The organism is Duganella sp. (assembly GCF_039595735.1).
Taxonomy (GTDB): Bacteria; Pseudomonadota; Gammaproteobacteria; order Burkholderiales; family Burkholderiaceae_D; genus Rugamonas.
The window spans coordinates 375,059-398,671 of record NZ_JBCNLB010000001.1 but is presented as its reverse complement, the minus strand read 5'-3'; the positions used below and the strand labels follow the sequence as shown (position 1 = coordinate 398,671).

At 61.2% G+C, this 23,613-nt stretch carries 33 protein-coding genes; 20 read left to right on the top strand and 13 right to left on the bottom strand.

Annotated elements, in window-relative coordinates:
* Positions 1-103 precede the first annotated feature (103 nt).
* From ABDW57_RS01875 to ABDW57_RS01845, 7 genes are all read right to left on the bottom strand, one after another.
* A complete protein-coding gene (locus ABDW57_RS01875; protein ID WP_343728511.1) occupies positions 104-463 on the bottom strand; it encodes an HNH endonuclease signature motif containing protein in 360 nt (119 codons plus the stop codon).
* A 4-nt stretch (positions 464-467) separates the two neighbouring features.
* A complete protein-coding gene (locus ABDW57_RS01870; protein WP_343728510.1) occupies positions 468-2,195 on the bottom strand; it encodes a hypothetical protein in 1,728 nt (575 codons plus the stop codon).
* A 3-nt stretch (positions 2,196-2,198) separates the two neighbouring features.
* Entirely contained in the window at positions 2,199-2,321 is a 123-nt protein-coding gene (locus tag ABDW57_RS01865; RefSeq protein ID WP_343728509.1) for a hypothetical protein, read from the bottom strand.
* Between the two features lie 140 nt (positions 2,322-2,461).
* Complete coding sequence (locus ABDW57_RS01860) at positions 2,462-2,947, bottom strand: hypothetical protein (protein ID WP_343728508.1); 486 nt, start codon at positions 2,945-2,947, stop codon at positions 2,462-2,464.
* 289 nt (positions 2,948-3,236) lie between these two features.
* Positions 3,237-5,978, bottom strand: coding sequence for a DUF5906 domain-containing protein (locus tag ABDW57_RS01855; RefSeq protein WP_343728507.1), 2,742 nt, complete (start codon positions 5,976-5,978; stop codon positions 3,237-3,239).
* A gap of 3 nt (positions 5,979-5,981) precedes the next feature.
* Positions 5,982-6,425 (bottom strand): phage regulatory CII family protein, encoded by a 444-nt coding sequence (locus ABDW57_RS01850; protein ID WP_343728506.1) that lies wholly within the window; start codon positions 6,423-6,425, stop codon positions 5,982-5,984.
* A gap of 153 nt (positions 6,426-6,578) precedes the next feature.
* Positions 6,579-6,815 (bottom strand): Cro/CI family transcriptional regulator, encoded by a 237-nt coding sequence (locus ABDW57_RS01845; protein ID WP_343728505.1) that lies wholly within the window; start codon positions 6,813-6,815, stop codon positions 6,579-6,581.
* 84 nt (positions 6,816-6,899) lie between these two features.
* On the opposite strand from ABDW57_RS01845, the gene ABDW57_RS01840 reads away from it, so the two are divergent.
* The 19 genes from ABDW57_RS01840 to ABDW57_RS01750 all read left to right on the top strand — a co-directional run bounded on the left by ABDW57_RS01840 (position 6,900) and on the right by ABDW57_RS01750 (position 18,759).
* Positions 6,900-7,607, top strand: a complete 708-nt coding sequence (locus ABDW57_RS01840) for a S24 family peptidase (RefSeq protein WP_343728504.1) — start codon at positions 6,900-6,902, stop codon at positions 7,605-7,607.
* Positions 7,608-8,263: 656 nt separating this feature from the next.
* Positions 8,264-9,076, top strand: a complete 813-nt coding sequence (locus ABDW57_RS01835; RefSeq protein ID WP_343728503.1) for a DUF1566 domain-containing protein — start codon at positions 8,264-8,266, stop codon at positions 9,074-9,076.
* 70 nt (positions 9,077-9,146) lie between these two features.
* Positions 9,147-9,584, top strand: a complete 438-nt coding sequence (locus ABDW57_RS01830) for a hypothetical protein (protein ID WP_343728502.1) — start codon at positions 9,147-9,149, stop codon at positions 9,582-9,584.
* On the top strand, positions 9,581-9,832 hold the full coding sequence (locus tag ABDW57_RS01825) for a hypothetical protein (protein ID WP_343728501.1): 252 nt from the start codon (positions 9,581-9,583) through the stop codon (positions 9,830-9,832). The genes ABDW57_RS01830 and ABDW57_RS01825 overlap by 4 nt, the downstream gene beginning before the upstream one ends.
* A complete protein-coding gene (locus ABDW57_RS01820) occupies positions 9,829-9,969 on the top strand; it encodes a hypothetical protein (protein ID WP_343728500.1) in 141 nt (46 codons plus the stop codon). The genes ABDW57_RS01825 and ABDW57_RS01820 overlap by 4 nt, the downstream gene beginning before the upstream one ends.
* 9 nt (positions 9,970-9,978) lie before the next feature.
* Positions 9,979-10,167, top strand: a complete 189-nt coding sequence (locus tag ABDW57_RS01815) for a hypothetical protein (protein ID WP_343728499.1) — start codon at positions 9,979-9,981, stop codon at positions 10,165-10,167.
* An 11-nt stretch (positions 10,168-10,178) separates the two neighbouring features.
* Complete coding sequence (locus ABDW57_RS01810) at positions 10,179-10,580, top strand: hypothetical protein (protein WP_343728498.1); 402 nt, start codon at positions 10,179-10,181, stop codon at positions 10,578-10,580.
* 27 nt (positions 10,581-10,607) lie between these two features.
* Positions 10,608-10,958 (top strand): hypothetical protein, encoded by a 351-nt coding sequence (locus ABDW57_RS01805; protein WP_343728497.1) that lies wholly within the window; start codon positions 10,608-10,610, stop codon positions 10,956-10,958.
* Complete coding sequence (locus tag ABDW57_RS01800) at positions 10,955-11,866, top strand: DUF2303 family protein (protein WP_343728496.1); 912 nt, start codon at positions 10,955-10,957, stop codon at positions 11,864-11,866. Before ABDW57_RS01805 ends, ABDW57_RS01800 begins: the two co-directional genes overlap by 4 nt.
* Complete coding sequence (locus ABDW57_RS01795; RefSeq protein ID WP_343728495.1) at positions 11,866-12,072, top strand: hypothetical protein; 207 nt, start codon at positions 11,866-11,868, stop codon at positions 12,070-12,072. The genes ABDW57_RS01800 and ABDW57_RS01795 overlap by 1 nt, the downstream gene beginning before the upstream one ends.
* A gap of 58 nt (positions 12,073-12,130) precedes the next feature.
* Positions 12,131-12,730: a DUF1566 domain-containing protein gene (locus ABDW57_RS01790; protein ID WP_343728494.1), complete on the top strand. Its 600-nt coding sequence runs from the start codon at positions 12,131-12,133 to the stop codon at positions 12,728-12,730.
* A 16-nt stretch (positions 12,731-12,746) separates the two neighbouring features.
* Entirely contained in the window at positions 12,747-13,124 is a 378-nt protein-coding gene (locus ABDW57_RS01785) for a four helix bundle protein (RefSeq protein ID WP_343728493.1), read from the top strand.
* 296 nt (positions 13,125-13,420) lie between these two features.
* A complete protein-coding gene (locus tag ABDW57_RS01780; RefSeq protein ID WP_343728492.1) occupies positions 13,421-14,491 on the top strand; it encodes an RNA-directed DNA polymerase in 1,071 nt (356 codons plus the stop codon).
* Positions 14,488-16,242, top strand: coding sequence for a DNA cytosine methyltransferase (locus ABDW57_RS01775; protein WP_343728491.1), 1,755 nt, complete (start codon positions 14,488-14,490; stop codon positions 16,240-16,242). The genes ABDW57_RS01780 and ABDW57_RS01775 overlap by 4 nt, the downstream gene beginning before the upstream one ends.
* 128 nt (positions 16,243-16,370) lie before the next feature.
* Positions 16,371-16,589: a hypothetical protein gene (locus ABDW57_RS01770; RefSeq protein WP_343728490.1), complete on the top strand. Its 219-nt coding sequence runs from the start codon at positions 16,371-16,373 to the stop codon at positions 16,587-16,589.
* Entirely contained in the window at positions 16,582-17,061 is a 480-nt protein-coding gene (locus tag ABDW57_RS01765; RefSeq protein WP_343728489.1) for a hypothetical protein, read from the top strand. Before ABDW57_RS01770 ends, ABDW57_RS01765 begins: the two co-directional genes overlap by 8 nt.
* 4 nt (positions 17,062-17,065) lie before the next feature.
* Positions 17,066-17,404 carry a hypothetical protein gene (locus ABDW57_RS01760; RefSeq protein WP_343728488.1) on the top strand — a complete coding sequence of 113 codons (339 nt, stop codon included), beginning with the start codon at positions 17,066-17,068 and terminating at the stop codon, positions 17,402-17,404.
* 18 nt (positions 17,405-17,422) lie between these two features.
* A complete protein-coding gene (locus ABDW57_RS01755) occupies positions 17,423-17,647 on the top strand; it encodes a DUF4224 domain-containing protein (RefSeq protein WP_343728487.1) in 225 nt (74 codons plus the stop codon).
* Between the two features lie 2 nt (positions 17,648-17,649).
* Complete coding sequence (locus ABDW57_RS01750; protein WP_343728486.1) at positions 17,650-18,759, top strand: tyrosine-type recombinase/integrase; 1,110 nt, start codon at positions 17,650-17,652, stop codon at positions 18,757-18,759.
* Positions 18,760-18,988: 229 nt separating this feature from the next.
* Here the strand turns inward: ABDW57_RS01750 and ABDW57_RS01745 are convergent, their stop codons facing one another.
* Both ABDW57_RS01745 and ABDW57_RS01740 read right to left on the bottom strand, forming a co-directional pair.
* The gene (locus ABDW57_RS01745; protein WP_343728485.1) at positions 18,989-19,312 is read right to left on the bottom strand and encodes a HigA family addiction module antitoxin; all 324 of its coding nucleotides are present in this window, start codon (positions 19,310-19,312) and stop codon (positions 18,989-18,991) included.
* A gap of 2 nt (positions 19,313-19,314) precedes the next feature.
* The gene (locus tag ABDW57_RS01740; protein ID WP_343728484.1) at positions 19,315-19,602 is read right to left on the bottom strand and encodes a type II toxin-antitoxin system RelE/ParE family toxin; all 288 of its coding nucleotides are present in this window, start codon (positions 19,600-19,602) and stop codon (positions 19,315-19,317) included.
* Positions 19,603-19,757: 155 nt separating this feature from the next.
* On the opposite strand from ABDW57_RS01740, the gene ABDW57_RS01735 reads away from it, so the two are divergent.
* Positions 19,758-20,054, top strand: a complete 297-nt coding sequence (locus ABDW57_RS01735; RefSeq protein WP_343728483.1) for a hypothetical protein — start codon at positions 19,758-19,760, stop codon at positions 20,052-20,054.
* On the opposite strand, the gene ABDW57_RS01730 is transcribed toward ABDW57_RS01735, so the two are convergent.
* The 4 genes from ABDW57_RS01730 to ABDW57_RS01715 are packed head-to-tail and all read right to left on the bottom strand — an operon-like array spanning position 20,043 to position 23,601.
* On the bottom strand, positions 20,043-20,663 hold the full coding sequence (locus ABDW57_RS01730; protein WP_343728482.1) for a zinc-binding dehydrogenase: 621 nt from the start codon (positions 20,661-20,663) through the stop codon (positions 20,043-20,045). The genes ABDW57_RS01735 and ABDW57_RS01730 overlap by 12 nt on opposite strands.
* Positions 20,633-21,046 (bottom strand): hypothetical protein, encoded by a 414-nt coding sequence (locus ABDW57_RS01725; RefSeq protein ID WP_343728481.1) that lies wholly within the window; start codon positions 21,044-21,046, stop codon positions 20,633-20,635. Before ABDW57_RS01725 ends, ABDW57_RS01730 begins: the two co-directional genes overlap by 31 nt.
* 11 nt (positions 21,047-21,057) lie before the next feature.
* Positions 21,058-22,296: an epoxide hydrolase gene (locus tag ABDW57_RS01720; RefSeq protein WP_343728480.1), complete on the bottom strand. Its 1,239-nt coding sequence runs from the start codon at positions 22,294-22,296 to the stop codon at positions 21,058-21,060.
* Between the two features lie 15 nt (positions 22,297-22,311).
* Positions 22,312-23,601 carry an epoxide hydrolase family protein gene (locus ABDW57_RS01715; protein WP_343728479.1) on the bottom strand — a complete coding sequence of 430 codons (1,290 nt, stop codon included), beginning with the start codon at positions 23,599-23,601 and terminating at the stop codon, positions 22,312-22,314.
* Positions 23,602-23,613: the final 12 nt, after the last annotated feature.

Sequence of the window (23,613 nt, the reverse complement as noted above, 5' to 3'; positions counted from 1 at the left end):
TCTTGATGACATTAGGCAACCTTTCGGTTGAGCAGGAATGTTGCCTTCCAGTCATTTTTCGATTCGATCGCTCGAAAAATCGAGCAGGAACGAGGGTTAGCTCCTATAACTTTTCTACTCGCGCTGGCTTCGACCAATGGTGATTCGCATCCAACGGCAGGCCATCTACAGTGCAGCCCTTGACCGTGCCGCTCTTCTCAAGCTGCTGCTTCTCGCCGTCGTGGCAAGGTTTGCACAGCGGCTGCCAGTTCTCTTGATTCCACATGAGATCTTCGTTGCCTTGATGGGCGACCTTGTGGTCAACCACCGTAGCTTCGACGGCAAGGCCACGCGCTTGGCAGAGCACGCAGAGCGGATGATGCTGGAGATACGCTGCCCGCTCACGTTGCCAGCGTCCGCCGTAGCCTCTCTCGGCTGTTTTACGGCGGTCGCTACGCCAGCTCGGAACCTTGGCAGTCGCCATCGTTTTAGTAAAAGACGGCCTGCTTCGCTACAGCGCCTACTTGCGATGCAAGCAGCGACTCGGCGCCGATCTGCGCCCATTGCTCCAACATCATGTAGAACTGCGACAAGTCGCCACCGAGCGCCCAGTCAGTGGAGAGCATCGACTCGTTATGAGCGAACGAGGACATGATGCCAGCTACTTTCCCGTGGTGGGCGATTCGGTTCTTGATCTGCTGGTACACAGTTCCAGTGTTATAGTTCTGGCCGGAGTGAGCATTGCAGCCCTGCCGCACCATGGTGTCGATCATTCCCGGCAAAAAGCCCGGGCTGTTATGCGTGATGTCGAGCCCTGAGGCGCGCCGCCACACGCAGCCGCGCGCGGCAAGAATTGCGTCGTTGGCCACACTTGCAGCGTTCTGCGGATATGCGAATGTGCGCGGCGCGGGCAGTCCTGCAGCGAGGAAGTTGGCCACGCAGGTGTCCCAATCTGCGCCTATATCACGCCCATTGGTGTTGTAGCTAGTGTGCGTAATGCCCTGCACACCCAATTCCCAGCCATAGCGCGACATCAACAGCTTAGCTGTGGCCGCGAACGAATTCACGGTGGCAGCATCGCCGTCAATCATAGCCGTGCCGACGAATCCGTACGCAGCCATGGCCGGCGCGATCTTCGCAAGAATCGATGGATCGGTCCCGTCGGTGGTGTACACAAAGCGCGGCACGTCGGCGGCGCCAATCGTCACCGAGTCCAGCACCCATGGCTGATTCGCAACGTTGGCGCCGCCAAAAATGTGGAAGTAATTGAAATTATCTCCCCAAGCTTGCCCGCCGGCAGCAGTCCAGGCCGCGCCTGCCTGAGGTTCGTAGGTGCCATCCTCGCCTGCAATCACTGTCAACGCATTCCAGCCAGGCTGAATGTGCGCGTTGCTGAAGATGTACTGCAGTGACTTCGTTGCGTTGGCGTCGGAAGAGAATTTGATTGTGAAGGTTTGACTTGCGCTGTAGCCCGCTGGCGGAATGTAGAGGTTGACGCGAATCACAGTGCCAGCACTGATGGCAAATGTGCTGGCGAGCGTGCGCTTAACACCCTGTGTCGCGATTCCGCCAGGATTCACCGACAGCCCACTCGCAGAGTATTGTTTATTCACCGCGTCGCTGCTCAGCGAGGAACTACCGTCCGTGCCGAAAATAAACGCCCAGTTTGCGGGATTAGAACCGTCAAGCACCACGGTGCCTCTCCTGCCCACGCGTCGCTGCGCGATGGCGCGGCCATCAGGCAACTTCAGGCGAAATGGCACACCTGCGGGATTCCCCTGCAGGATCGCATTGCTCGCGGAAGCATCCTGAGGCGTGACGGTGATGCTACCGGAGGTGCACGAAACCGCCACCTTTTGTGTACCGACGTAGGGGCCGATAGGGCCGACAATGCCCTGGCTTACAGCCCACGAAGCCAGCGCAGAGCCGCCTGCAACAGGGTTGAGTTGGGATGCAGATCCCAACGCCCCCGCCGAGCCGTTCAGTATCAGCACTTGACCTTCGTTTAAGGTGAAAGTGCGAGTCCGACCAACGGCAACGGTTTTCGCTTCGTAAATGGTCTCGGCTGGCGTCGATTCAGGTAACAGTGCAACGCCACCAGTGAGGTCAGCGAGCGCGCGCTTCGCGTTGATCAGCCCGGTCTCGGTGCCGGCATCCAGTGTGACGATGGCATTGGCCGGATAGCGGTCGTAGTCGGCCAGCAGACGGACGGTCATGTCTTACCTCAGATAGTGAAGACGGCCGGTGCCCGGGCCGCGAACTTGGTTGTGCTTGATGTCCACCTGCATGTGCGCCAGCTGCAGAACGATCAGCAGCCAGGTGCGCTCAGCTTCGATACTCATGGGCGGCTCCAATGCAAAAGGCCGCTGCGCATTGCTGCGGCAGCGGCCTTCGGTAGGTGCAAATAAAAAAAGCCCGCGTCGGTAAGGAGGCGGGCTTACTTTTTTCTGGGCGTGCGAAGTCGCCCTGTGCGAGCACTATATCAAAAAAGAATCGCGGTGCAAACATTTTCTTTGAGCAGCCCGCGCAAATTGCTACGCGCCTCCTCGCCAACGGTGACCAGCGAGGCGTTCGGGAAGCGCCACGGCGAGGCCAGGCTGCAGAGCCGGTATATGGCCCAACGGTGGATCACCAGCATGCTGTCGATCATCGCATCGGTGGCCTGGGCGATCTTGATATCGTTCGCGCGCTGGGCTTCGTGGATATCGATGCCATGCCCATCGCCGTCGCCCTGCAGGCCGCGCATCGTTTGCATGCCGAGATCACGATCGATGCCGTCAGCCATCCAAATCTTCCACAGCTCCAGGCACAGCTCCAGCGGGTCCTGCTCAGTCGCCTTCGCCGGCGCTACCAGCGTGGCAACAGGCGCTGCTGGCGGAACCACCGGCGCCCTGACCTCGACAAGGGCCAGTTCCTCGACTGGCGGGCATTTTCCGCGCCATGCCATCGTTATCTTTTCTCGCATCATTCTGTTCCCCAATCTTGGACTTCAACCCGAAATCTTGACCCTGCATACTTGCGCAGGGTTCCAAAACAACCCTGCAATCGTCTAACCAGCATAAACACTCACTCGTAGCAGGGTGCGCAGGGTGTGCAGGGTGATTTCTCATGTATGCGAGATGGTTCAGTTAAGCCCTGAAAGAAATCTCTCGCATACGTGCGTAAAACCATGCAAACACTGACTGCCCTGCTACAGCCCTGTATTCATGCGGGCTTTGACGTTGCAGGGTTGGTTTCAAACCCTGCTCAACCCTGCATTACTCAGGGTCATCTGCCCTACTGTCACCTCGGATGTCACCAAGGCGGCGGAAGCGCTCGATCTGCTTCTCCAGCGACTCTTCCTCGCCCTCGGCCTTGATTTCGAAAACCATCCTGGTGGTCTTGCCCTTGGCGCCGACCGCGACGCTGCGCTTCACCTTGTGCTCCCGGCTGGCGATCAGGCCGGCGAACTTGCACAGCGTGAGCGGCTTCTCACCGGTGCGATCGCACCAGCGCCTGTAGATCTTGAAGAGGTCTTCAGACAGGCAGGAGCAGTACGGCGCGGCCAGGTAGCCCTCCTTCCAGCTGCGGTGGAACGACATCCAGCTGTTCAGACCGAACTCGATCACGCGCTCCTTGGCCAGCGTCATCAGCGGCTTGGTGTGTTCGTTGAACCCGTCCAAGGGGAAGTTCAGCAGGAAGTGGTAGAAGGCCTCAACAGCGCCGGCATTGAGGGCCGCGGCGACACTGTCGTAAAACTCCTTCGACTGCCGCGCACGCGCCTCAATCACCATGAAGCGGCGGTCCTCCAGCTCGATCGGGATCGGCTGCGGTTCATTCGACAGGAAAACACCGTTGAGGTGGTTGGTTTCCGTCCGCTCCGGCAGGTTCTTCTGGTTGATCGACATCTTTTTGCCGGTAATCATGTACTTCAGCGTGCCGTTGTGGCTGTACTTGTCGTCGCGCGACAGCACCTCTTCGAACAGCACGAACAGCTTGCGCGAGCGCCAGGCGGTGAAGGTGGAATCCAACTGGTGCTGACTGGCCACGGTGCCGTACTCTCCGTAGATCGGAGCCATCACATCCTGGAAGAACAGGCTCTTGCCGGTGCCCTGCTTCTCACCAAACATCAGCAGCGCCGTCTGCATCTTGGCCCCAGGGTTTTGCAGCGGGAACGCAAGCCAGCGCAGTATCCAGGCCACGCAGTCATCGACGTTATCCTCGCCGCTGCATAACGATTCAAGGAGCGCGAGGATTGGCTGGACCAGCTCCACGTTAGGGACTGGTCTCACCGGCCAGCCAAGGAAGATGTTGACGCACGTCTCGGGGTCAGCCTGCTGCGTCGGATCGAACACCAGGTTGCGCGCTTCGATCGTCTTGCGCAGCGCATGCTCTTGCCACTTCGACGTCAGATCGGCCGTGTAGTCGGCGCGTACGGCGCCCAGCGTCATCACCTGCTGGCCGATGCCGTCCCAGACGGTCTCCGTGCCGCGCAGCAGCGTGAGGTGCTCCAGCATCTCATCGAGCTTGCCGCCCCCGGCGCCCCCCTGGACTGCGCGGCCGCCGATCAGCGCTGGCAGCGAGTCGCGCATGATCGTACGGCGCTTCGGATCTTTCTCCCATTCCGCTGCAGCGGCCTTGCCGACCCACGCTGCGAATGCCGAGCGCTTCATCCGCTGGCGCCGCAGGCTGTCCCACACGTCCGTGGTCGGGTAGATCAGCGCGAAGTGCGCGATCAGCTGCTCCGCCGTCGGCGCGACTAGTCCCACGACGTCATCCTGAGAAGGGGGCACGGGGGAATCGACAGCTTCAGCGGCGGGCGGCAGCGGTATGTCGGCTTCGCCAGCAACCGCATCAGGCTCGCCAGCAAGCAACCGGGCCACGACCGGTTCCAGCTGCGCGCGCACATCATCGAGCGATTGCTCAACGTGCAGGTCGTTGAAGTCGGTCCACTTGTTCTCGCCGCGATCTACGAATTCCGGCCAGACGACGTGGGCATTGCCAACGGCCTTGGCAGCAGCACGCGAGCGGGAGATGCCCGCGTTCTCGAACTTGTACATCTTGATCCGGCGGCCTGATCGCACGTCGGCCTCGATGTAGGCCACGCCATTGGCGTCCTTGCGCCACCAGGACTTGACGACGACTTCGTCGCCAGCTTCCGATGTGAACGAACGGCTCGCGCCATCGATCGGAACTGCATCCGAGATGGCCCAGTCGTCCACCAGCATCTTTGCGAAGCGCTGGGTGAGCTGCCAATCATCGTCTGCCAGGAACAGCAGGATCGCGTCAGGGAAATCCTCGCGCAGCTGCGTAGCCACCGCCATGATGTTGCCGGCGTTGAAGGCCACCATGACCGGGAAGGTGCAGTCGGTCGCGAGGCGGGCCGACTGGCCAGTGGCGTAACCTTCAGCCACGCCGATCAGTGGCGCATCCTGTGGGATCGCCCCCAACAAGCATGCGGCGCCGACCATGTCCGCGCCCAGATTGAATCGCTTTTCGCCGTCCGGCGCAATCTTCTGCACGCTGACCAGCTGCGGCGCGCGCCCGGCACGGTAGCGGCGCGCCGGCACCAGCAGCGTGCCGTCAGCGGTCACACGAGCATGCTCGCCGCCGACCTGTTTGCGCAGGAGGTAGGGCACCAACTCGGGCGCGGCGACGTCGGTGGCGTCCCGCCACTGCTGCCGGGCGCGGCCAGCAGCCAACTCGGCCGCGTGCGCGCGCCGCTCCTGCTCCTGCCGTTCGAATTCAGCCTGGCGCCGGTCGAAGTCGGCGCGCTCTTCGTCGGTCACGCCGCTCCAGTCGATCGTGACAGGCACCGTGTTCGGGTCCTGCCCCTGCCAGAGGCCGAAGGCGCCGGTGACGACGATCTTGCCGGTGCGCAGGCGGACCTCGCGCAACCGATACCACGCCTTCTTGCCCTTGCCGAAGCGCTTGATGCGGCCGTCACGGATCGGGTGCCCGGCTGGCAGCATAGGCAGGCCGTAGGCCTGCATCTGGTCAATGACTTGTGTGAGGTCCATGCGTTACTTCTCGGCCATGGACTTCAGACGGGTTACCATCTCGTTCAGTGCCTGCACAGTACGATAGACCGCCTGCTCGACGCGCCTCACTTCATGCGCCTCTACGATTCCGTCGGCCAGCGTGGCGTAGACCTCAGCACCCACATCGCTACTGGCCGACCATGCCTTGGCCACCAACTCCAGCACTGCCATGTCGGACACAGCACCGTCGGTCTCGGCACGCACACAGACGTGGCCAACGTTGGCCGCAAGCGCATGGAGAACGGATACGTCGCCGGTGAGCACCATCACTCGGTCCACATCATCCAGCGTTGGCTTGTGATAGTCCGCGTTCGGATTGGCTTTGTTGCGCAAAACTGCTGCGTTTACACCTAAACGTGCGGCCAGTGCCTCGCAGCCGCCGGGGTAGTTATGGACTGTCTGGTGGAAGGCATCTTTGGCATTCATGCGCTGACCCATTCAAAAAACGTAAGAGTTACAAAAAAGAAATGAAATAATCATCAAAACAATCTATTCAGCACGTTCCACCATGAAACTAATTCCAAACTGCAACTTTTTAGGCGCAACAATACTGCTGCTCTCGCAGCTGATGATTCACGGTCAGGACGTCACTTCTGGCTTGGCGGTCAATTCAGGCCATATACGCCACCAATCATCGGGGCGAAGATCTCGACGTGATACCTCGCCATCGGTAGCGACTTCGATTTCGACGCACCGCTCAGGCGGCACTGGACGCGTCTCATTGGCCCACTGGCTGATCAGCACCGGGGTCAGGTTGAGTTTTTTGGCCAGCGCGCTACGCGCTCCGCGCCCTTGCACATAGTCGATGAGTTTCATGCGCCGACTATAGCAATTTGCTTTTTGCCGGTCAATAGCAATTTGCGCATTCCAAACATAAGCACATTGCTATTTAATGCCCACATGTCTACCTCGAAACAGATCCGCCTCGAAAACCTCCGTGCGCTTGTGAAAGAATTCAAGACCGCCGAGGAAGTGGCACGCCGTGCAGAAACAGCACCCATGTATCTCAGCCAGATTCTGAATGGTGCTAAGTCCTCAACTGGCCGCTCGCGTGGCGTAGGCGATGCGTTGGCAAAAAAGCTGGAAGTTGGATGCGGGAAGCCGGAGGGTTGGATGGATATGCCTCATGGAGAAACGCCAGTGGTGCTCGGTGCCCATGCCGTCGTGATCGCTGACCCTGGCGATCCAAACTTCTATCACATCCCCAAAGTTCAACTGATATTGCGCGCCGGTTTTGCAGGATTTGAAACCGTGCCCGAAATCTATGACGGCAGCGTGCTCTCAGTAAATAAAAACTGGGTGGATCGCAAGGGCCTTCATCCGTCAAAACTTGTTGCGCTTACGGTAACCGGGGATAGCATGGAGCCGAACCTCTATGAGGGCGACCTCGTAATCGTCAACACTGCTGATACACAAATGAAAGACGGCGAAGTATTCGCGTTCAACTACGATGGAGAGGCAGTGATTAAGCGCCTGGTTAAAGAGCGTGGGCAATGGTGGCTGTTCTCCGACAACGCCGATCAGACAAGACATAGACCTAAAGGCTGCGCGAGCGGCGAGTGCATTGTCGTAGGCCGTGTCGTCCGCAGGGAAACCGATCGAATTTGACGTGGTGATTTTTCGATAGATTTCAGCAAGTTAACGTAGGTACAATTTCCTGATTGCATTCTCTTTGAAGGGGTGATTTTCATGGACCACATCTACGAAAACCCAGCGAATGGATATCGCGAGGAAGTCTCCGACCTGACACCCATCTGGGTCGTCTTGTTCGGAATCTTCTATCTAATATTCAAAGGGTTGTGGTCGCACGTTCTGATATGGACTTTAGCCGTCATCATTCCCACCATCGTATCTGGAGGTCCAGCCCTAATTATTTGCGGGCCAATAGCCGCTATTGCGTATGCCCTATCTATCCGAGGCATACTTCGCCGCAAATACCTTAAAAACGGATGGAAAGAAGTATCGCGGGACGTCCCTATTACACCGCCCGAGACACCTAGTGCAGTACAAAAAGACTATGAGACCGCGTTCACCCGAAAGTGTCCGCATTGCGCTGAAGAGATCAAAATTGAAGCCATAAAATGCCGGCACTGCCAGTCGGCACTGGCCTAGCCGCGTTGGCTAGCACGAAGAGATCCCCTGCCAGGGGATTTTTTTTCGCCTGAAGAAGCCGCGCCGAAGACAAATTATGCAATTTGCTATTGCGAACTAAAAAGCAAATTGCTATAGTTCCTCCATCGACTCACCAACCGATGGAGAACAGCATGTCGCCAGTCTCAGCAATCCTGAGCATCACCGAAGAGCCCACCTACTCTGCCCGCCTGGGTAATCACGCAATCACCGGCCTGACCGTCTCCTCGAAGTGGGAAGGCCTCACCAAGTACACCGACCGCGCCGGCCAGCACCTGATCGTGCTCGACGCCGACCAGCGCATCATCACCGCCTCGCCCGACATCATCGCGCAGTTGGGCGCCCACCACCAATCAGTCGATGGCATGCGCTTTGGCGCGCCGTTGGCGGGCGGCTATTTCGTCGGCGTGATCGAGGTGAAAGGCCAGCGCTACGCTGTGGTCGTCTCCCCCGTCGTGTCGGGCGAGTTCCAGGGCAAATGGAACGACGACGTCAGTCTGGTATCCGGCGCCACGTCGCGCTGCGATGGCCTCGCGAATACGAAGGCCATGGCCGAAGCAGGCAGCGATCTGGCCAAGGCCGTATTGGGCACTACCATCAACGGCTACAGCGACTGGTACATCCCTGCGAAGGACGAACTGGAAATGGCCTACCGCCAGCTGAAGCCCACGCAGCAGACCAACTACGCCGACGGCGACGACGGCATCAACCCCAGCAGCATCCCGGCTGGCAAGGCCTACACCAAGGCGTCGCCTGAGCAGACCACTGTGGCCCTCTTTGCCGACGGCGGCCGCGAAGCGTTCAAAGCCGCCTGGTACTGGACCAGCTCGCAGCACGAGGCCACCGCCCATTGTGCCTGGTCCCAGGGCTTCAACGATGGCTTTCAGCTCAACAGTCACAAGTCGGCTGCCGGCCGCGTGCGCGCCTTCCGCAGATTTGCCATTTGAGCATTTAGTCATTCAGTAGCCGGGCGCGGGACGCCCGGCCTCTTCCACGCTGCCGATTGAGCCGACAACCATGCGCACCAACACGAATTTTGTCTTCGCGTCCAGCGATATGGACGCATTGAAACCGGAATGCGGTGACCGCCGCTTCTTTGCGATCGATGAGACCAAGCTGTCGAATGCACAGCTGCACGCCGCGCACTTGCACGCACATGCCGATCATCTGACCGCGTACCAGCGTGCCAGCGGCGCCCGTATTCGGCAGTGCTCGACCGGGTGCTTCTCCATCTACAACGTGGAGGGCCGCTTCATTGCCCGCACGCCACCACCAGGCACGCTGGCCGGCCTGCCCGCCGCCGCAATGAAGGTGGCTGCCTCCCAGATGGCGTACAGCGACGAGCTTGCTGGCGCATGCCGCGCGGTGGACGCCGATTTCGAACGCAATGGCGCCGTGTCCGCTGAAACCGTCACGTCTATTCGCAACATCCTGAACCTGATAGGTGCCGCATGAACAAACCAATGAATCCCCGCGAGTGGATCGAACACCTGATGACGCTGGCCTTCGCGGAAGGCCGCACGCCGCGCAGTGAGGAATACAAGCTGGGCGTCCGCGCGCTGCTGACGTTGCGCTTCACGATGAAGCCCATGACCTGCCCACACAAAGCCGGCACCGCCGCATACGACGCCTTCTTTGCCGGCGTCAGCGAAGGCTGCAGCATCTGGGCCGACCACATCGAACAACACCGGCCCGTCTCATGAGCGCCTTTGTGGTGACGGTACGCATGCCTGGCACGCCGCCATTCAGCTATTTCGCCATCGGCACCGACAGCGGCGCCGTACACATTGAAGCACTGGACCGCCACGGCGCTTGCGGAGTGACCGTCCAGCCGATTTGAGAGGCCACGATGAACGCACCGATCACTGACCGAGCCGCCCTTGAAATCGCACACCGTGCGCTGGCAACGGACATGCCGCTGGACGAGATGCTGAAGCAGCGGTCGTACTACCTGATTTTGAATTTGCTCGCTCGCCGGCATCTGCAGCGCCGCGCGCGCATCGACGTGAAGAAGCTGCAGGCCAACGACAACGACTGAAAGGAATCAAGATGTCCTCCCCAATCCAATTCGCATTGAACTCGCCCGCCCTGCTGACGGCGGGCCAGATCCTGAACCAACAATGCCATGGCGCAGCCGTGTACAGCGGCTGGTGGAACGATCCCGCCACCGGCATGCGCATCGAGCGCAACACCGGCGAGATGCTGATGCTGATCGTCTCCGAGGTTGCCGAAGGCATGGAAGGCGACCGCAAGAGCCTGATGGACGACAAGCTCCCTCATCGCGAAATGCTGGAAGTGGAGCTGGCCGACGCCGTCATCCGCATCTTCGACCTCGCCGGCAGCCGCGGCTACGACCTCGGCGCCGCCATCAGCGAAAAGCTGGCGTTCAACCTCCAGCGCCCGGACCACAAGCCGGAAGCCCGCCTGGCGGTAGGCGGCAAAAAGTATTAATCCACCACTGAGAAAGGCAACGCAAACATGAGCAACAAGGCATTTGCGGTCATCGTGCAGGAGCTGCGCGACGGCCGCACCCATTCCGAGCTGAGCACCGGCCTGAATGACCTGCTGGCAGCCGTCGCGATGACCGGTAAGGGCGGCACGGTCACCTTGAAGATCGAGGTGAAGCCCGCCAGCAAAGGCTCCGAAGTCGATAAGGTCATGATCACCGACAAGGTAACCGTCACCCTTCCGAAGCCTGAGCGCGGTACCGACGTCTACTGGCTCACCTCGGATAACGAACTGTCGCGTAGCCATCCGCGCCAGAGCAGCCTGGACCTGCGCCAGGCGCCATCCGCTCAACCCACCACCCTGAAGGAAGCGATTCAATGAGCACCGAAATTCAACAACCGACCACCCTGCTGGCGAGCCAGCAGCCAGCTGAGCAGGTTCACCTGGATACCACGGCGATCGACAAGATCGGCAAGCTGAGCACGCTGGCATCCGCGATTCGCCAGCAAGGCGACGCATTTTTCGCCTTGGTGCCCAAGGACCACACGCTGGAAAACGTCACGGCCGCGATCGAAGCCACCGCACTGGCGCCGCGCCGCAAGGCCGGCACGCAGCGCCTAAGCGATATCAGCAGCTTCGCCGCCTATGTGACGCAGCAGGGTGATCCCGCTTGCACTTACATCTACGCCGACCATGACAGCCGCACGCTGGTGGCCGTGCTGAACGACCACGCGCTCGGCTCCGACGGCGCTGTCGTCAACCAGCCAGGCCGCCGTGATCACCGCGCTGTCTATCAGGCTGAGTACAGCCGCGAATTCACCACCTGGCTGAACAACAGCGGCGTGAAGATGGATCAGGAAGCGTTCGCTATCTTCCTCGAAGACAACATCGCGGATATCGCCCCACCGGCGGAAGGTAGCGATGAGCCGTCCGGCGATGCACTGTACGCCGTGGCCCTGACCCTGCAGGCGAAGACCGAAGTCGACTTCAAGTCGCACCAGCGTCTGGACAACGGCCAGGTGCAGCTGACCTACAGCGAACAGACCAGCGCGACGGCCGGCGCCGACGGCACGCTGTCGATCCCTCGCGAGTTCTTCCTGGGCGTGCGCCTGTTCAAGAACGCACAAGCCTACAAGATCCGCGCGCGCCTGAAGTACCGCCTGGGCGCCGGAAAGGTGAAATTCTGGTACGAGCTGGACCGCCCACTAAATGCCGTGGAAGAGGCATTCCAGGCTTACGTGGATGCGGCCGTGGCCAGCGGCTACACCGTCCTGATGGGGCAGCCGTAATGCGCGCCGCCACCCAGCAAATCACCGTTGGCTCGCCTGTTCGCTTCGACTCCGACCACGGCTTCCAGACCGGCAAGGTGGCTGACATCAAGGCCGACCTGAGCAATGGCCGCCGCATCGCTGCCGTTCAGGTGCCCGGCGCCCTTGACGGCCAGCCGTGGCACATCCCGGTCGATGAACTGCAGCCGGCCACGAAAGCAACCTAAGCGCAAGTCTCCCGCGCCGCCAGCGGCGCGCAATCGCAGCACCTATAGAGAGGTCAACATGAATCAGAATCAAACGAACATCCCGGCCGCCATCGGCGCCATCATCAACGGCGGCTACTTCGTCGGCATCATCAAGGTAGCCGACAAGGAATTCGGCGTGGTGATGGCCGGCGCAGCAGGGGAAGTCGGCGGCCGCTGGAACGGCACGCTGGAGTCGGTGGAGGGCGCCAAGAGCGTCAACGACGGCATGCGCAATACCGAGGCCATGGTCGCCGCTGACAGCAAGTTGGCGGAGCGCGTGCGCGCGCTGGAAATCGGCGGCCACCGTGACTGGTACATCCCCTCGAAGGACGAACTGGAGATGGCCTATCGCCAATTCAAGCCGACCACCGATGAAAACTGGCAGGGCCACGGCGCGAACAGCAGCAGCGTTCCTGCCGGCGCAGAATACAGCGACGACTCCCCTGCGCAGACGCCCGTGCCCGCCCTGCGTGTAGACGAAGCCGACGCCCTGCTGCATTCCTGGTACTGGTCCAGCACGCAGCACGAGGCCCTCGCCCATTTTGCCTGGCTCCAGTACTTCGGCGGTGGCTATCAGGACAGCAATCTCAAGTCGGCTGCCGGCCGCGTGCGCGCCTTCCGCAGATTCGAAATTTAACCATTCATTAATTTAAATGGCTACCCATACCAGCCTTCCGATCTACAAAGAGGCCTACGCCCTGCTCAGCCTTGCTGCCGACCTGGTCAAGGACATGCCCCGCGACTTCAAGGGGTCGTTCGGCCGGAAGATCCACGAGGAGTGCATCGAGATCCTCGTGCTGATCGCCAGGGCCAATGCCGCAAAAGAGAAGGTGCCGTACATCGAGGCCTTGCTCGAACGCCTGCAGGTGACAGAGCTGCTGATCCGCCTTGGCCGGGACAAGCAATTCATCTCGACCAAGCGGTATGCGGCCGCAGTGCAGGTAACCACGCAGATCGGAAAACAGGCTGGCGGGTGGAAGAACTACGCCGCCGCTCGCCCGCTGCGTGATGGTCAAGGCCATCACGCCTGAGCGATTTATTAATCTGGTCGTGCCGCTGCCCTACTCGGGCACCGCCATGCGCAGCACAGATACCGCCGGCTGAGTCCGGGCAGGTCTGGCGCAGTTTCCATGCTGATCGGCTTTGCCTTCGGCGTGGCGACGTAGATAGCACGCACGATCGCAGCACGAGGCCAACGCCCATTATGCCTGGAACCAGAACTTCAACGATGGCAATCAGAACAACAATCACAAGTCGGCTGCCGGCCGCGTGCGCGCCTTCCGCAGATCATACGGCGCCGCCGCCCAGCTTCTCCTTCGAGAAGCTGGTGCAGGCATACCTCGATTGCCGGAAACACAAACGCTCCACGCCCAGCGCGCTGGAATTCGAAGTCCGCCTCGAATCCAATCTGGCCGACCTGTACGATGAGCTGCACAGCGGCTCCTATCGCCCCGGCCGCTCGATCTGCTTTGTCGTGACCCGACCCAAGGCCCGCGAGGTCTGGGCAGCGGAGTTCCGCGACCGGATCGTGCACCACCTGCTGTATAACCATATCTCGCCGCGCTTCCACGCCAGCTTCATCTCGGACAGCTGCGCCTGCATCCCGGGCCGGGGCACCATGTATGCCGCCAAGCGCCTGGAAAGGAAGGTCCGCAGCATAACCCAGAACTGGAGCAAGCCGGCGTGGTATTTGAAATGTGATCTGGCCAATTTCTTCGTCAGCATCAACAAGCACCGCCTGCGCGACCTGATAGCCGTCATGGTGAACGAGCCGTGGTGGATGCGCCTGGCAGAAACGATTCTCTTCCACGACCCACGCGAGAATGTGGAGTATCGCGGCAGCGCCAAGCTCTTGAGCCGCGTGCCGCCCCATAAGCGGCTCGGCCACCAGGACGCCGACCACGGCCTGCCGATCGGGAACCTGAGCTCGCAGTTCTTCGCCAACGTGCTGCTGGACCGCCTGGACCAGTTCGTGAAGCACCGGATCGGTGCCCGCTACTACATCCGCTACGTGGATGACTTCGTCCTATTGCACGAGTCACCACAATGGCTCAACGCCGCCGGCGCGGAGATAGCCACTTTCCTCCCTGCCCAGCTGGACGTCATGCTCAATCCGAGCAAGACCATCCTGCAGCCAGTCGATCGCGGCATTGATTTCGTGGGACAGGTGATCAAGCCGTGGCACAGCACCACGCGCCGCCGTACGGTCAACGTTGCGGTCGACCGTATCGCCGCCGCTGCAGCGTCCGATGTGCACGCCACGGCCAACAGCTACTTCGGCCTGCTGCGCCAGGCGAGCCACGGCCACCGCCAGCGCGTCATGCTGGCCCAGGCGGTCCTGGCGCGCGGGCATAGTGTCAACCAGCACCTGACCAAGGCGCATCGGAGAGCCGCATGAAGCGCGACAACTTCACGCTGCCGCTGGATCTTGGCCACGAACTTATCATTGACAATTTTGCTGGCGGCGGAGGCACCAGCACCGGCCTAGAGGCCGCCTTCGGCCGGCCGGTCGACATCGCCATCAATCACGATCCTGAAGCGCTGGCGATGCACGCGCTGAACCACCCGTACACGCGGCACCTGTGCGAGAGCGTCTGGGACGTTGATCCGATCGAGGTGACTGGCAATCGGCCGGTGGCGCTGGTTTGGCTGTCGCCTGACTGCAAGCACTTCAGCAAGGCCAAAGGCGGCACGCCGGTCTCGAAAAAGATCCGTGGCCTGGCCTGGGTCGCGATGCGCTGGGCTGCCAAGTGTAAGCCTCGCGTCATCATGCTGGAGAACGTCGAGGAGTTTAAAACGTGGGGGCCGCTGATTGTCGGTACCGACGGTAAGCTACGGCCTGATCCGGCCAAGAAGGGCAAGACCTTCGCCAGCTTCGTGCGCCAGTTAAAGGGCCACGGCTACTCGGTCGAATTCCGTGAGATCCGCGCAAGTGACTACAACACGCCGACCATCCGCAAGCGCCTGTTCATGGTTGCACGCCGCGACGGCCTGCCGATCGCCTGGCCAGACCAGTCGCACGGTGCACCCAACCTTGCCGCTGTGGCCAGCGGCCAATTGCAGCCGCACCGCACCGCCGCCGAGTGCATCGACTTCTCGCTGCCGTGCCCGAGCATCTTCGAGCGCGACAAGCCGCTGGCCGAGGCCACGCTCCGACGCATCGCCAAGGGCATCATGCGGTACGTGATAGATGCCGGCTCGCCGTTCATCGTTCCAGTCACGCACCAAGGCAGTGACCGGGTAGAATCGATCGACGAGCCATTCCGGACCATCACCGGCGCGAACCGTGGCGAGAAGGCGATCTCCGTCGCTACCCTGGTGCAGACCGGCTACGGCGAGCGCGCCGGCCAGTCGCCGCGAGCGATGGACATCGAGAAACCGCTGGGCACCGTCGTCGCCGGCGCCAGCAAGGCCGCGCTGGTCTCGGCATTCCTGACCGAGCACGCGCAGGCGGCCAATCAGCGCGTGATGCCGGCGGACGAGCCGCTGCGCACCATCTGCGCGCAGGTAAAGGGCGGTCACTTCAGCCTGGTGTCGGCGCACATCACCAAGTTCCGCACCGGCGCCACCGGCAGTTCGATGGATGAACCGGTACCCACTATCACCGCCGGGCCGAAGGAAAATCCGGCTGGCTCGCCCCACGCGCTAGGCATAGTCACCAGCAGCCTTATTAAGCTTCGCGGCACAAGCACTGGCGCCGGCTTGGACGAGCCGCTGCATACGGTCAGCGCCGACGGCCAGCACCATGCCGAGGTGCGTGCCTTCCTTCTCAAATACTACGGCACCGATCAAGATCCACGTCTAGAAGAGCCGCTGCACACCGTCACCACCAAGGACCGCTACGGTCTCGTGACGATCCATGGCGTCGACTACCAAATCGTCGATATCGGCCTGCGCATGCTTCAGCCGAAGGAGCTTTACGCCGCTCAGGGATTCCCGAGTCACTACCAGTTCGAAGAAATTCCTGATCCCACGGAGCTGTTCAACAACGGCAAGCAGGTCGACGGTGATCCGCGACTTCTGCCGCGCAGGAAGCTGTCGAAGTCGGCGCAAGTCAGGATGTGCGGCAACAGCGTTTGCCCTCCGGTGGCCGAGGCGCTGATCCGGGCGAACTTCTCGCATGAACGCACTTGGGCCTACGCGGCCTGACACTACAGGAGAAGCTATATGAAACACGACGAACATCCCCCACCCAAGTATCAGCCACCGACCGGCGCGGAGCTGCTAGTAAGCGCCGGTATCTTCATTGCGCTGGTGCTCTGGAACTGGTGGCCGTGATGGCGGCGCCACATCCGCGCGATGAGGCCGATATGCACGACATGCGCATCCACCGCGCTAAGCAGCTCACGCGGCCGGTGCTGCACTCTGGCGTCAAGAAGTTCATCGCCGGCTTCTGCTGGCACGACGGCGACGAGGAGATGGTCGTCTACCTGAAAGGCAGCGCCGAACCGGTGCGGCCATGTGAAATTACGATATTGAAGCAATCCCATGAGTGAGAAAACAGAAGCTGGAGTCCCCAGCGCTGACGGAAAATACTTCATCTCCGGCGCCGGCGCGCCGGTTATCGGCCCATCGTGGGCCAAAGACGACGGCGGCGGCCTGGTGCTGATCGGTTCTGAAAATCGAAACGATGACTTCCTGCCAGCACCTGCGCAGAGAACCGCTCTTAGAGACATCGCAGCTGAACGCCAGCGCCAGATCAGCGCGGAAGGCTGGACGCCCGAGCACGATGACAAGCATACCGCCGGCGACATGGCGATCGCAGCAAGCTGCTACGCATGGGCCGGTTGCTCGCACGCCGAGAGTGACGTGCAGTCAAAACGCCTCCCACTCGACTGGCCTTGGAGTGCAGCATGGTGGAAACCCAAAGACAAGCGCTCCAATCTGGTTCGTGCCGGAGCGTTGATCCTGGCAGAGATCGAGCGCCTCGACCGCGCCCAATTTGCTATCGAAACTGCAGGAGATTAGCGCCATGAATGAACTTCGACGTACGATCAAGGCACACTTCGTCCACGAAGAACGCGGCCTGTTTTCCCGAAGGCAAATAGACTTCGCGCCTTCAGTGGGCGATGAACTGCGATTCGAAGGCGAGCACTTTTTCGTCGTAACCAGGAAGGTATGGGTTTTCGATGAGCCGGAAGCGCAGTTTACTCGGCTGAACATTGGGATACGGGATGCGGACACACCAGCTGCCCCGACGGCAGGAACTCAAGCAACGCAGAGCCCAGCGCCTCACAAAGGCGACCAATCCCCGGGCGCGGATTATCGAGTTCAGGAAGGTGGCTCCGTGAAGCCATGGGGCGAATCTTAAAGTGATAGGATGGTAACTATGACCACGATGTTTCTGGAAGATGATGAAGTCGCGGTGCTCACCGGCCGCAAGTTCAAAAGCTTGCAGGTGGATCAGCTGCGCCGCATGGGGATCCCGTTCTTCGTGAACGCCCTGGGTCGTGCGGTGGTGGCGCGCGCCGCCATCGAGGGGCGCGGCATGGCGGCGGCGCCAGCCGCGCCAGCAAAACAGCCCTGGGTTCCGAAGGTGCTGAAAGCGAGTTGATTATGGGCCGCAAAGCTAGTCGCAACACCAACCTCCCGCCTGGCATGCGCGCCCGGCATCGAGGTGACCGGGTCCACTACTACCTGGACACCGGCGCCAAGCCCCGAAAAGAAATCCCGCTCGGCAAAGACTACGTGGTGGCGGTCCAGAAGTGGGCCGAGCTCACCATGAGCGGCAAGGCCGTGGCGCAGATCGTAACCTTCCGCGTGGCCGCCGAGTTCTATTTCCGCGAAGTCGTCCCAAAGAAGGCGCGGCGCACGCAGCAGGACAACGAGCGCGAGATAAAATTCCTGTACCAGTTTTTCGATGACCCTCCTGTAGTGCTGGACGACATAGAGCCATATCACATCACCCAGTACCTGAGCTGGCGCGTAAAGATGGCAACTGCAACAGCGGTCGAAAAGAACCTTGTGCGCGAAAAGCTAGGCCGCAAACTGGTGCCTGTTTCGGACACCGAAGGCCACGTCCGCGCCAACCGCGAAAAGGCCCTGTTCTCGCACATCTGGAACACTGCCCGCGCACACGGCCTGACCAGCAAGCCGAATCCATGTGCCGGCGTAAAGGGTCACAAGGAGGCCGGCCGCGATATCTATGTAGAGGATGACGTCTACTATGCGGTACTGGCTGTCGCCGAAGCCCCGCTGCGCGACCTGCTGGAGGTAGCCTACCTCACCGGCCAACGGCCTGCCGACGTGCGCAAGATGACGCTGGCCGACGAGCGCGACGGCGCGCTACTGGTGCGACAGAACAAGGGCGACAAGAAAGTGCGCTTCCGGATTGAGGGCGCGCTGGCGGAGGTCATGCGGCGCATCAAGGAACGAAAGTCGAGCAGCCTGATGCTGATCAACAATGAGGACGGCCAGCCGATGACGTACGCCCAGATGCGCGGCGCATTCGATCGCGCACGGGACGCGGCGGCGGCAGCCAATCCCTTGCTCGAGGCGCGGATTCGGGAGTACCAGGTGCGCGATCTGCGCGCCAAGGCGGGCACGGATACGGAGGAAGATCGCGGCATGGAGGCGGCGCAATCGCAGCTGGGCCATACCACGCCGATGATGACGGCAACCTATGTGCGCAATCGCCGCGGAAAACTGGTTCCCCCGACGAAATAAACGGCAAATTCGTTCCGCAAAAACGGAGTTCTCAGCGATCTAGCCCCGAGAAAATATCGCGTCTGAAAAATTTTTGCGGAACAGATTTTGATATTAAGTATTTGATTCTTAAAGATAACGCTTTGGACTCAAAATCCGCCGCCGCAAGGCGTGCCGGTTCGATTCCGGCCCGGGGCACCAGAACACCAGAAAAAAGCACAGAGCATCTCTGTGCTTTTTTTTGCCTTGATCACTCGGAGAATTCTGCGGCCAGAGAGGCGGACTGTACTTGGGAAAGCTCGTCGGCCAAGCACTGTCTCGCTTGCCACAAATCATACGCGGCCTGGCACGCCAGCCAGACCCGCACAGCCCCCCCACGGTCGACGCCAAGCCAGGCCTCGATGCGTAATGCCATTTCCACCGTTATCGGGGCTTGACCATTCAAGATATCCGACAAGGCCTGGGGGGCAACATCCAACTGCCTTGCCGCCTCTGCTACTGGCAACTTAAATGCCGGCAGTACATCATCGCGCAGCGTGAGGCCGGGATGCGGTGGATTAAACATATCTGCCATGATTATTGCCTTGATTGATAGTCCTGGTAGTTCACAAGAACCGCATCAATACCTTCGAACCGAAACGTCAACCGCCAGTTCCCGCTCACATGTACGGAAAAATGCTCCTGAAGCCTGCCTTTAAGCGAGTGTAGCTTCCATCCCGGCACATTCATATCCTGAGGTCCATCCGCCGCATCCAATTGTCGCAGCATCGCCGCTAACTTTGATGCATGCGATGATGGAATACCAGCCAGGCTGCCGGTTTCAAAAAAATCTCGTAATCCTTTGTGTCGGAATGACTTGATCATACGCCACCGTAGCGCAACTCGCTACGGTGGTATTGGTGTGCATCAAGTATCACTGCTTAGCGGTTTACATAGTGCACCGGATTCTTTTGATTCGGCTCATAATAGTCTTTCTGACGCGGTCCACCATGAACGCTTACCCCGTCACAGGCGCGATCATGTCCACTCCCTTCGATAGCTTTCAATACGCCAAACGCCTGATGGAAGCCGGCATGCAGCCGGCGCTCGCTGAAATTCAGGCTGAGACCACCGGTCAATTATTTAGAGAACTAAGTCAGCTGTCCAACAAGCTGCAAGAAGTTGACATTAAATGCAACGCAAAAATTGAACAGGTCAAGCTTGAACTGGAGCTAAAGATTGCTGAAACCCGGACCGTGCTTGTGCGTTGGGTCGTTGGCATCGCCATCCTGCAATCGTCATTGCTGACCGGCTTCATGCTGAGGCTAATCCACTAGTAGTACAGCACCGTCCTTGCCTGGGCGTTCCGCGTGCGTTACGGCGTCAGTAATCCGGTCGAGCGTGTATTCGGCTGCGACGCGGAAGAGGTCCGGCTCAGCTTGGGCCAGTTGGATCGCCATGGCGATATCGGCCGCGCGGACTTCATCCGGCAGCGCCGGCCAGCGGCCGACGGAGACGCCTTGGATGCTGATGCCGCGCGTTGAGAATGACAGCGCCGGCACTTCAATCGGTGCTGCGGACAGGTCGCCGTAGGAAACCAGCGTTCCACCATCCGCCAGCATCAACGCCAGCGCGCTGGCGACCTTGCCGCCGACCGGGTCCAGCGCGACCTTGATTGGCTTGCCTTTGGTGACCGGGAAAATGCGCTTCGCCCAATCGGCCTGCTCCGTACTGACGAAATCCATCTGCGGCGTTTGTCTGGCCAAGACCGCAGCCGCTTGCTCCGATCGGACTATGCCGAGCGGCACGTAGCCTTCAGCCAGCAACAAGGTCGACATCACGCGCGCCACCAAACCGCCTGCGGCAGAAAGCGCGATCACATCGCCACGCTTGGCGCCAGCGTGTTTCACTGCTCTCAGCAGCAATGCCGCCGTGAGCGGTGCCACGTGCGTTGTGCAGCTATCGCATCTGAAAGACGGTCCGGGATGCGGGTGACGAAGCGCGCAGGCGCCAGCACTTTATCGCTCCAGGCCCAACGGGCGGGGAAGAAGGCGACGCGCGTGCCGGGCGCCAGGTCGACGCCGGCGCCGACAGCTTCTATCACGCCCGCGCCTTCAAAGCCGGGACGCGCACCGTCCGCTCCGACCGGCGCGGTATTCCCTGGCGCGCGGTAACGGCCGCGAATGCCAAGCAGATCGCCGGGATGCACCGGCCGGCTGTGCACGCGGATCAGGACTTCGCCTTCAGCCGGCGCCGGCAGTGCCGGCACATCGCTCAGGCGCAGTACCTCTGCCGGCTCGCCGTATTGATGGTAGATGATGCTGCGCATGTGCTTGCTCCTTAACGCAGTTTGGCAAAGCCGGCGCGCAGTTCGGCCACGAACAGGGCGGGTCGCTCGAAGGCGGCGAAGTGGCCGCCGCGTTCGACTTCGTTCCAGTAAATCATTTGCGGGTAAGTCGCCTCGGCCCACGAACGCGGTGCGCGGTAGATTTCTTTCGGGAAGACGCTCACCGCCACTGGAAGATCCAGCCGGCCACCGGAAAAACTCGATGGCGAGTTTTCCCAGTAGATGCGCGCGGACGAGGCTGCGGTGTTGGTCAGCCAGTACAGCGAAATGTCGTCCAGGATTTCATCCCGCGTCAGGACATTTTCGACGTCACCGCCGTTGTCGCTCCAGGCCTGGAATTTTTCGTAGATCCAGGCGGCCTGGCCGACCGGCGTCGAGCTGAGTACTTCGCCCACGGTTTGCGGACGGGTCGCCTGTTCGTTGAAGTAGCCATATTCACCGCTGAGGAAACGGCCCATGCCATCGACCGCGCGCTGCTCGTCGGCCGACAAGGTGGCCGGCATTTTTTCCGGGAACACGAACTGCCAGTTCAGGTGGATGCCCGCCAGGCCGGCCGGCTTGATGTGGCCCAGCGCGGTAGTCACGCCGGCGCCCCAGTCGCCGCCCTGCGCCACCCATTTGCCGTAGCCCAGGCGCGCCATCAGCGTGCCCCAGGCCTTGGCGATGCGCACCACGTTCCAGCCCTTCTCTTGCGGTTTGTCGGAGAAGCCGAAGCCCGGCAGCGATGGCACCACCACATGAAAGGCATCCTCGGCCTGGCCGCCGTGCGCGGTCGGATCGACCAGCGGGCCGATCACTTTCAGGAACTCGAACACGGAGCCCGGCCAGCCATGGGTCAGGACCAGCGGCAACGCATTCTCATGCTTCGAGCGTACATGCAGGAAGTGGATGCCAAGACCATCGATCTCGGTGCGGAATTGCGGGAAGGCGTTCAGCCTGGCTTCGGCACGGCGCCAGTCGTAGCGGTGCTGCCAATGCTGCGCCACCTCCTTCATGCGCTTGAGCGGCACACCTTGCGACCAGCCAGCGCCGGTTTCCTGCTCCGGCCAGCGCGTCATCGACAGGCGCAGCTTGAGATCGTCCAGCAACGCCTGCGGCGCTTCGACGCGAAATGGCGTGATGGCGGTGGTCGCCGGCGGCAGCATCAGGCCTTGTGGCACCGCGCGGCGCAGCGAGGATGGCTTGCCGGTCAACAGCGCGCGGCGCGCCGGCTGGATTGGTGAGGTTTGCATGATGTTCTCCTGGGCTTAACGAATGGTGGCAAAAGCGCGGCGCAACTCGGCGGTGAACAGCGCCGGCTGCTCGAAGGCCGCGAAGTGGCCGCCGCGTGCCGCTTCGTTCCAGTAGTACAGCTTCGAGTACACGCGCTCGCCCCATTTGCGCGGCGGGTGATACAGTTCGCCGGGGAAGAGGCTGACCGCCACCGGCAAGTCCAGCTTCTGCGTCGAGAAGTCGCTGCTGAAGCTTTCCGCATACAGGCGGGCGGACGAGGCGCCGCTGCCGGTCAGCCAGTACAGCGTGATGTTGTCCAGGATTTGATCGCGGCTCAATACCGATTCCGGATCGTTGCCGCTGTCGGTCCACTCCGCCAGTTTTTCGTAGATCCAGGCCGCTTGCGCCACTGGCGAATCCGCCAGTGCGTAGCCGATGGTTTGCGGACGCGTGCCCTGTAGCTTGGCATAGCCGGATTTGTTGCCGTCAAACGCGATCAGCTGGGCGATGGTCGCCTGCTCGTCCTTGTCCGGCTCGCCTTCGATCGGCGGCGGGAACAGGATCGGCAGGTTCAGGTGCACTGCCGCCAGCCCATCGGCATGCCGCTTCGCCAGCCAGGTGGTCACGCCGGCGCCCCAGTCGCCGCCCTGCGCCACCCATTTGCGGTAGCCGAGACGGCGCATCAGCTTGGCCCAGGCGCGGGCAATGTGCGGCAGGCCCCAGCCGGCCGCAGTCGGCTTGCCGGAAAAACCGTAACCCGGCAGCGATGGAATCACCACATGGAAGGCATCTTCCGCCTTGCCGCCGTGCGCGGTCGGATCGACCAGCGGGCCGATGGTGTTGATGAACTCAAACACCGAGCCAGGCCAGCCATGCGTCAGCACGATCGGCAGCGCGTTCGCATGCCTGGAGCGCACGTGCAGGAAGTGGATGTCGAGGCCGTCGATGCGCGTGGTGAACTGCGGGAAGGCGTTCAGCCGCGCTTCAGCCTTGCGCCAGTCGTAGTGGTGCTGCCAGTAGTCCACCAGCGTTTGCAGGCGCTCCAGCGGCACGCCCTGGGACCAGTCCGGCACCGTTGCCTGCTCCGGCCAGCGTGCCAGCGACAGGCGCAGCTTGAGATCATCCAGCGCGGCTTGCGGCACCGCCACCTTGAAGGGCTGCACGCCGGGCACAGGGGCCGGACGCGCGAAGGCGACTGGCGTGGCGCCAGTGGCTGCCACTGCCCCTGCGGGCATCAGGCTGGCAATGCCGCCGGCGGCGGCCACCGCGGCGACACCGCGCAGCGCCGCGCGGCGCGCTGGATCTGGGTGCGTGAACTGGTCCATGGATGCTGCTCC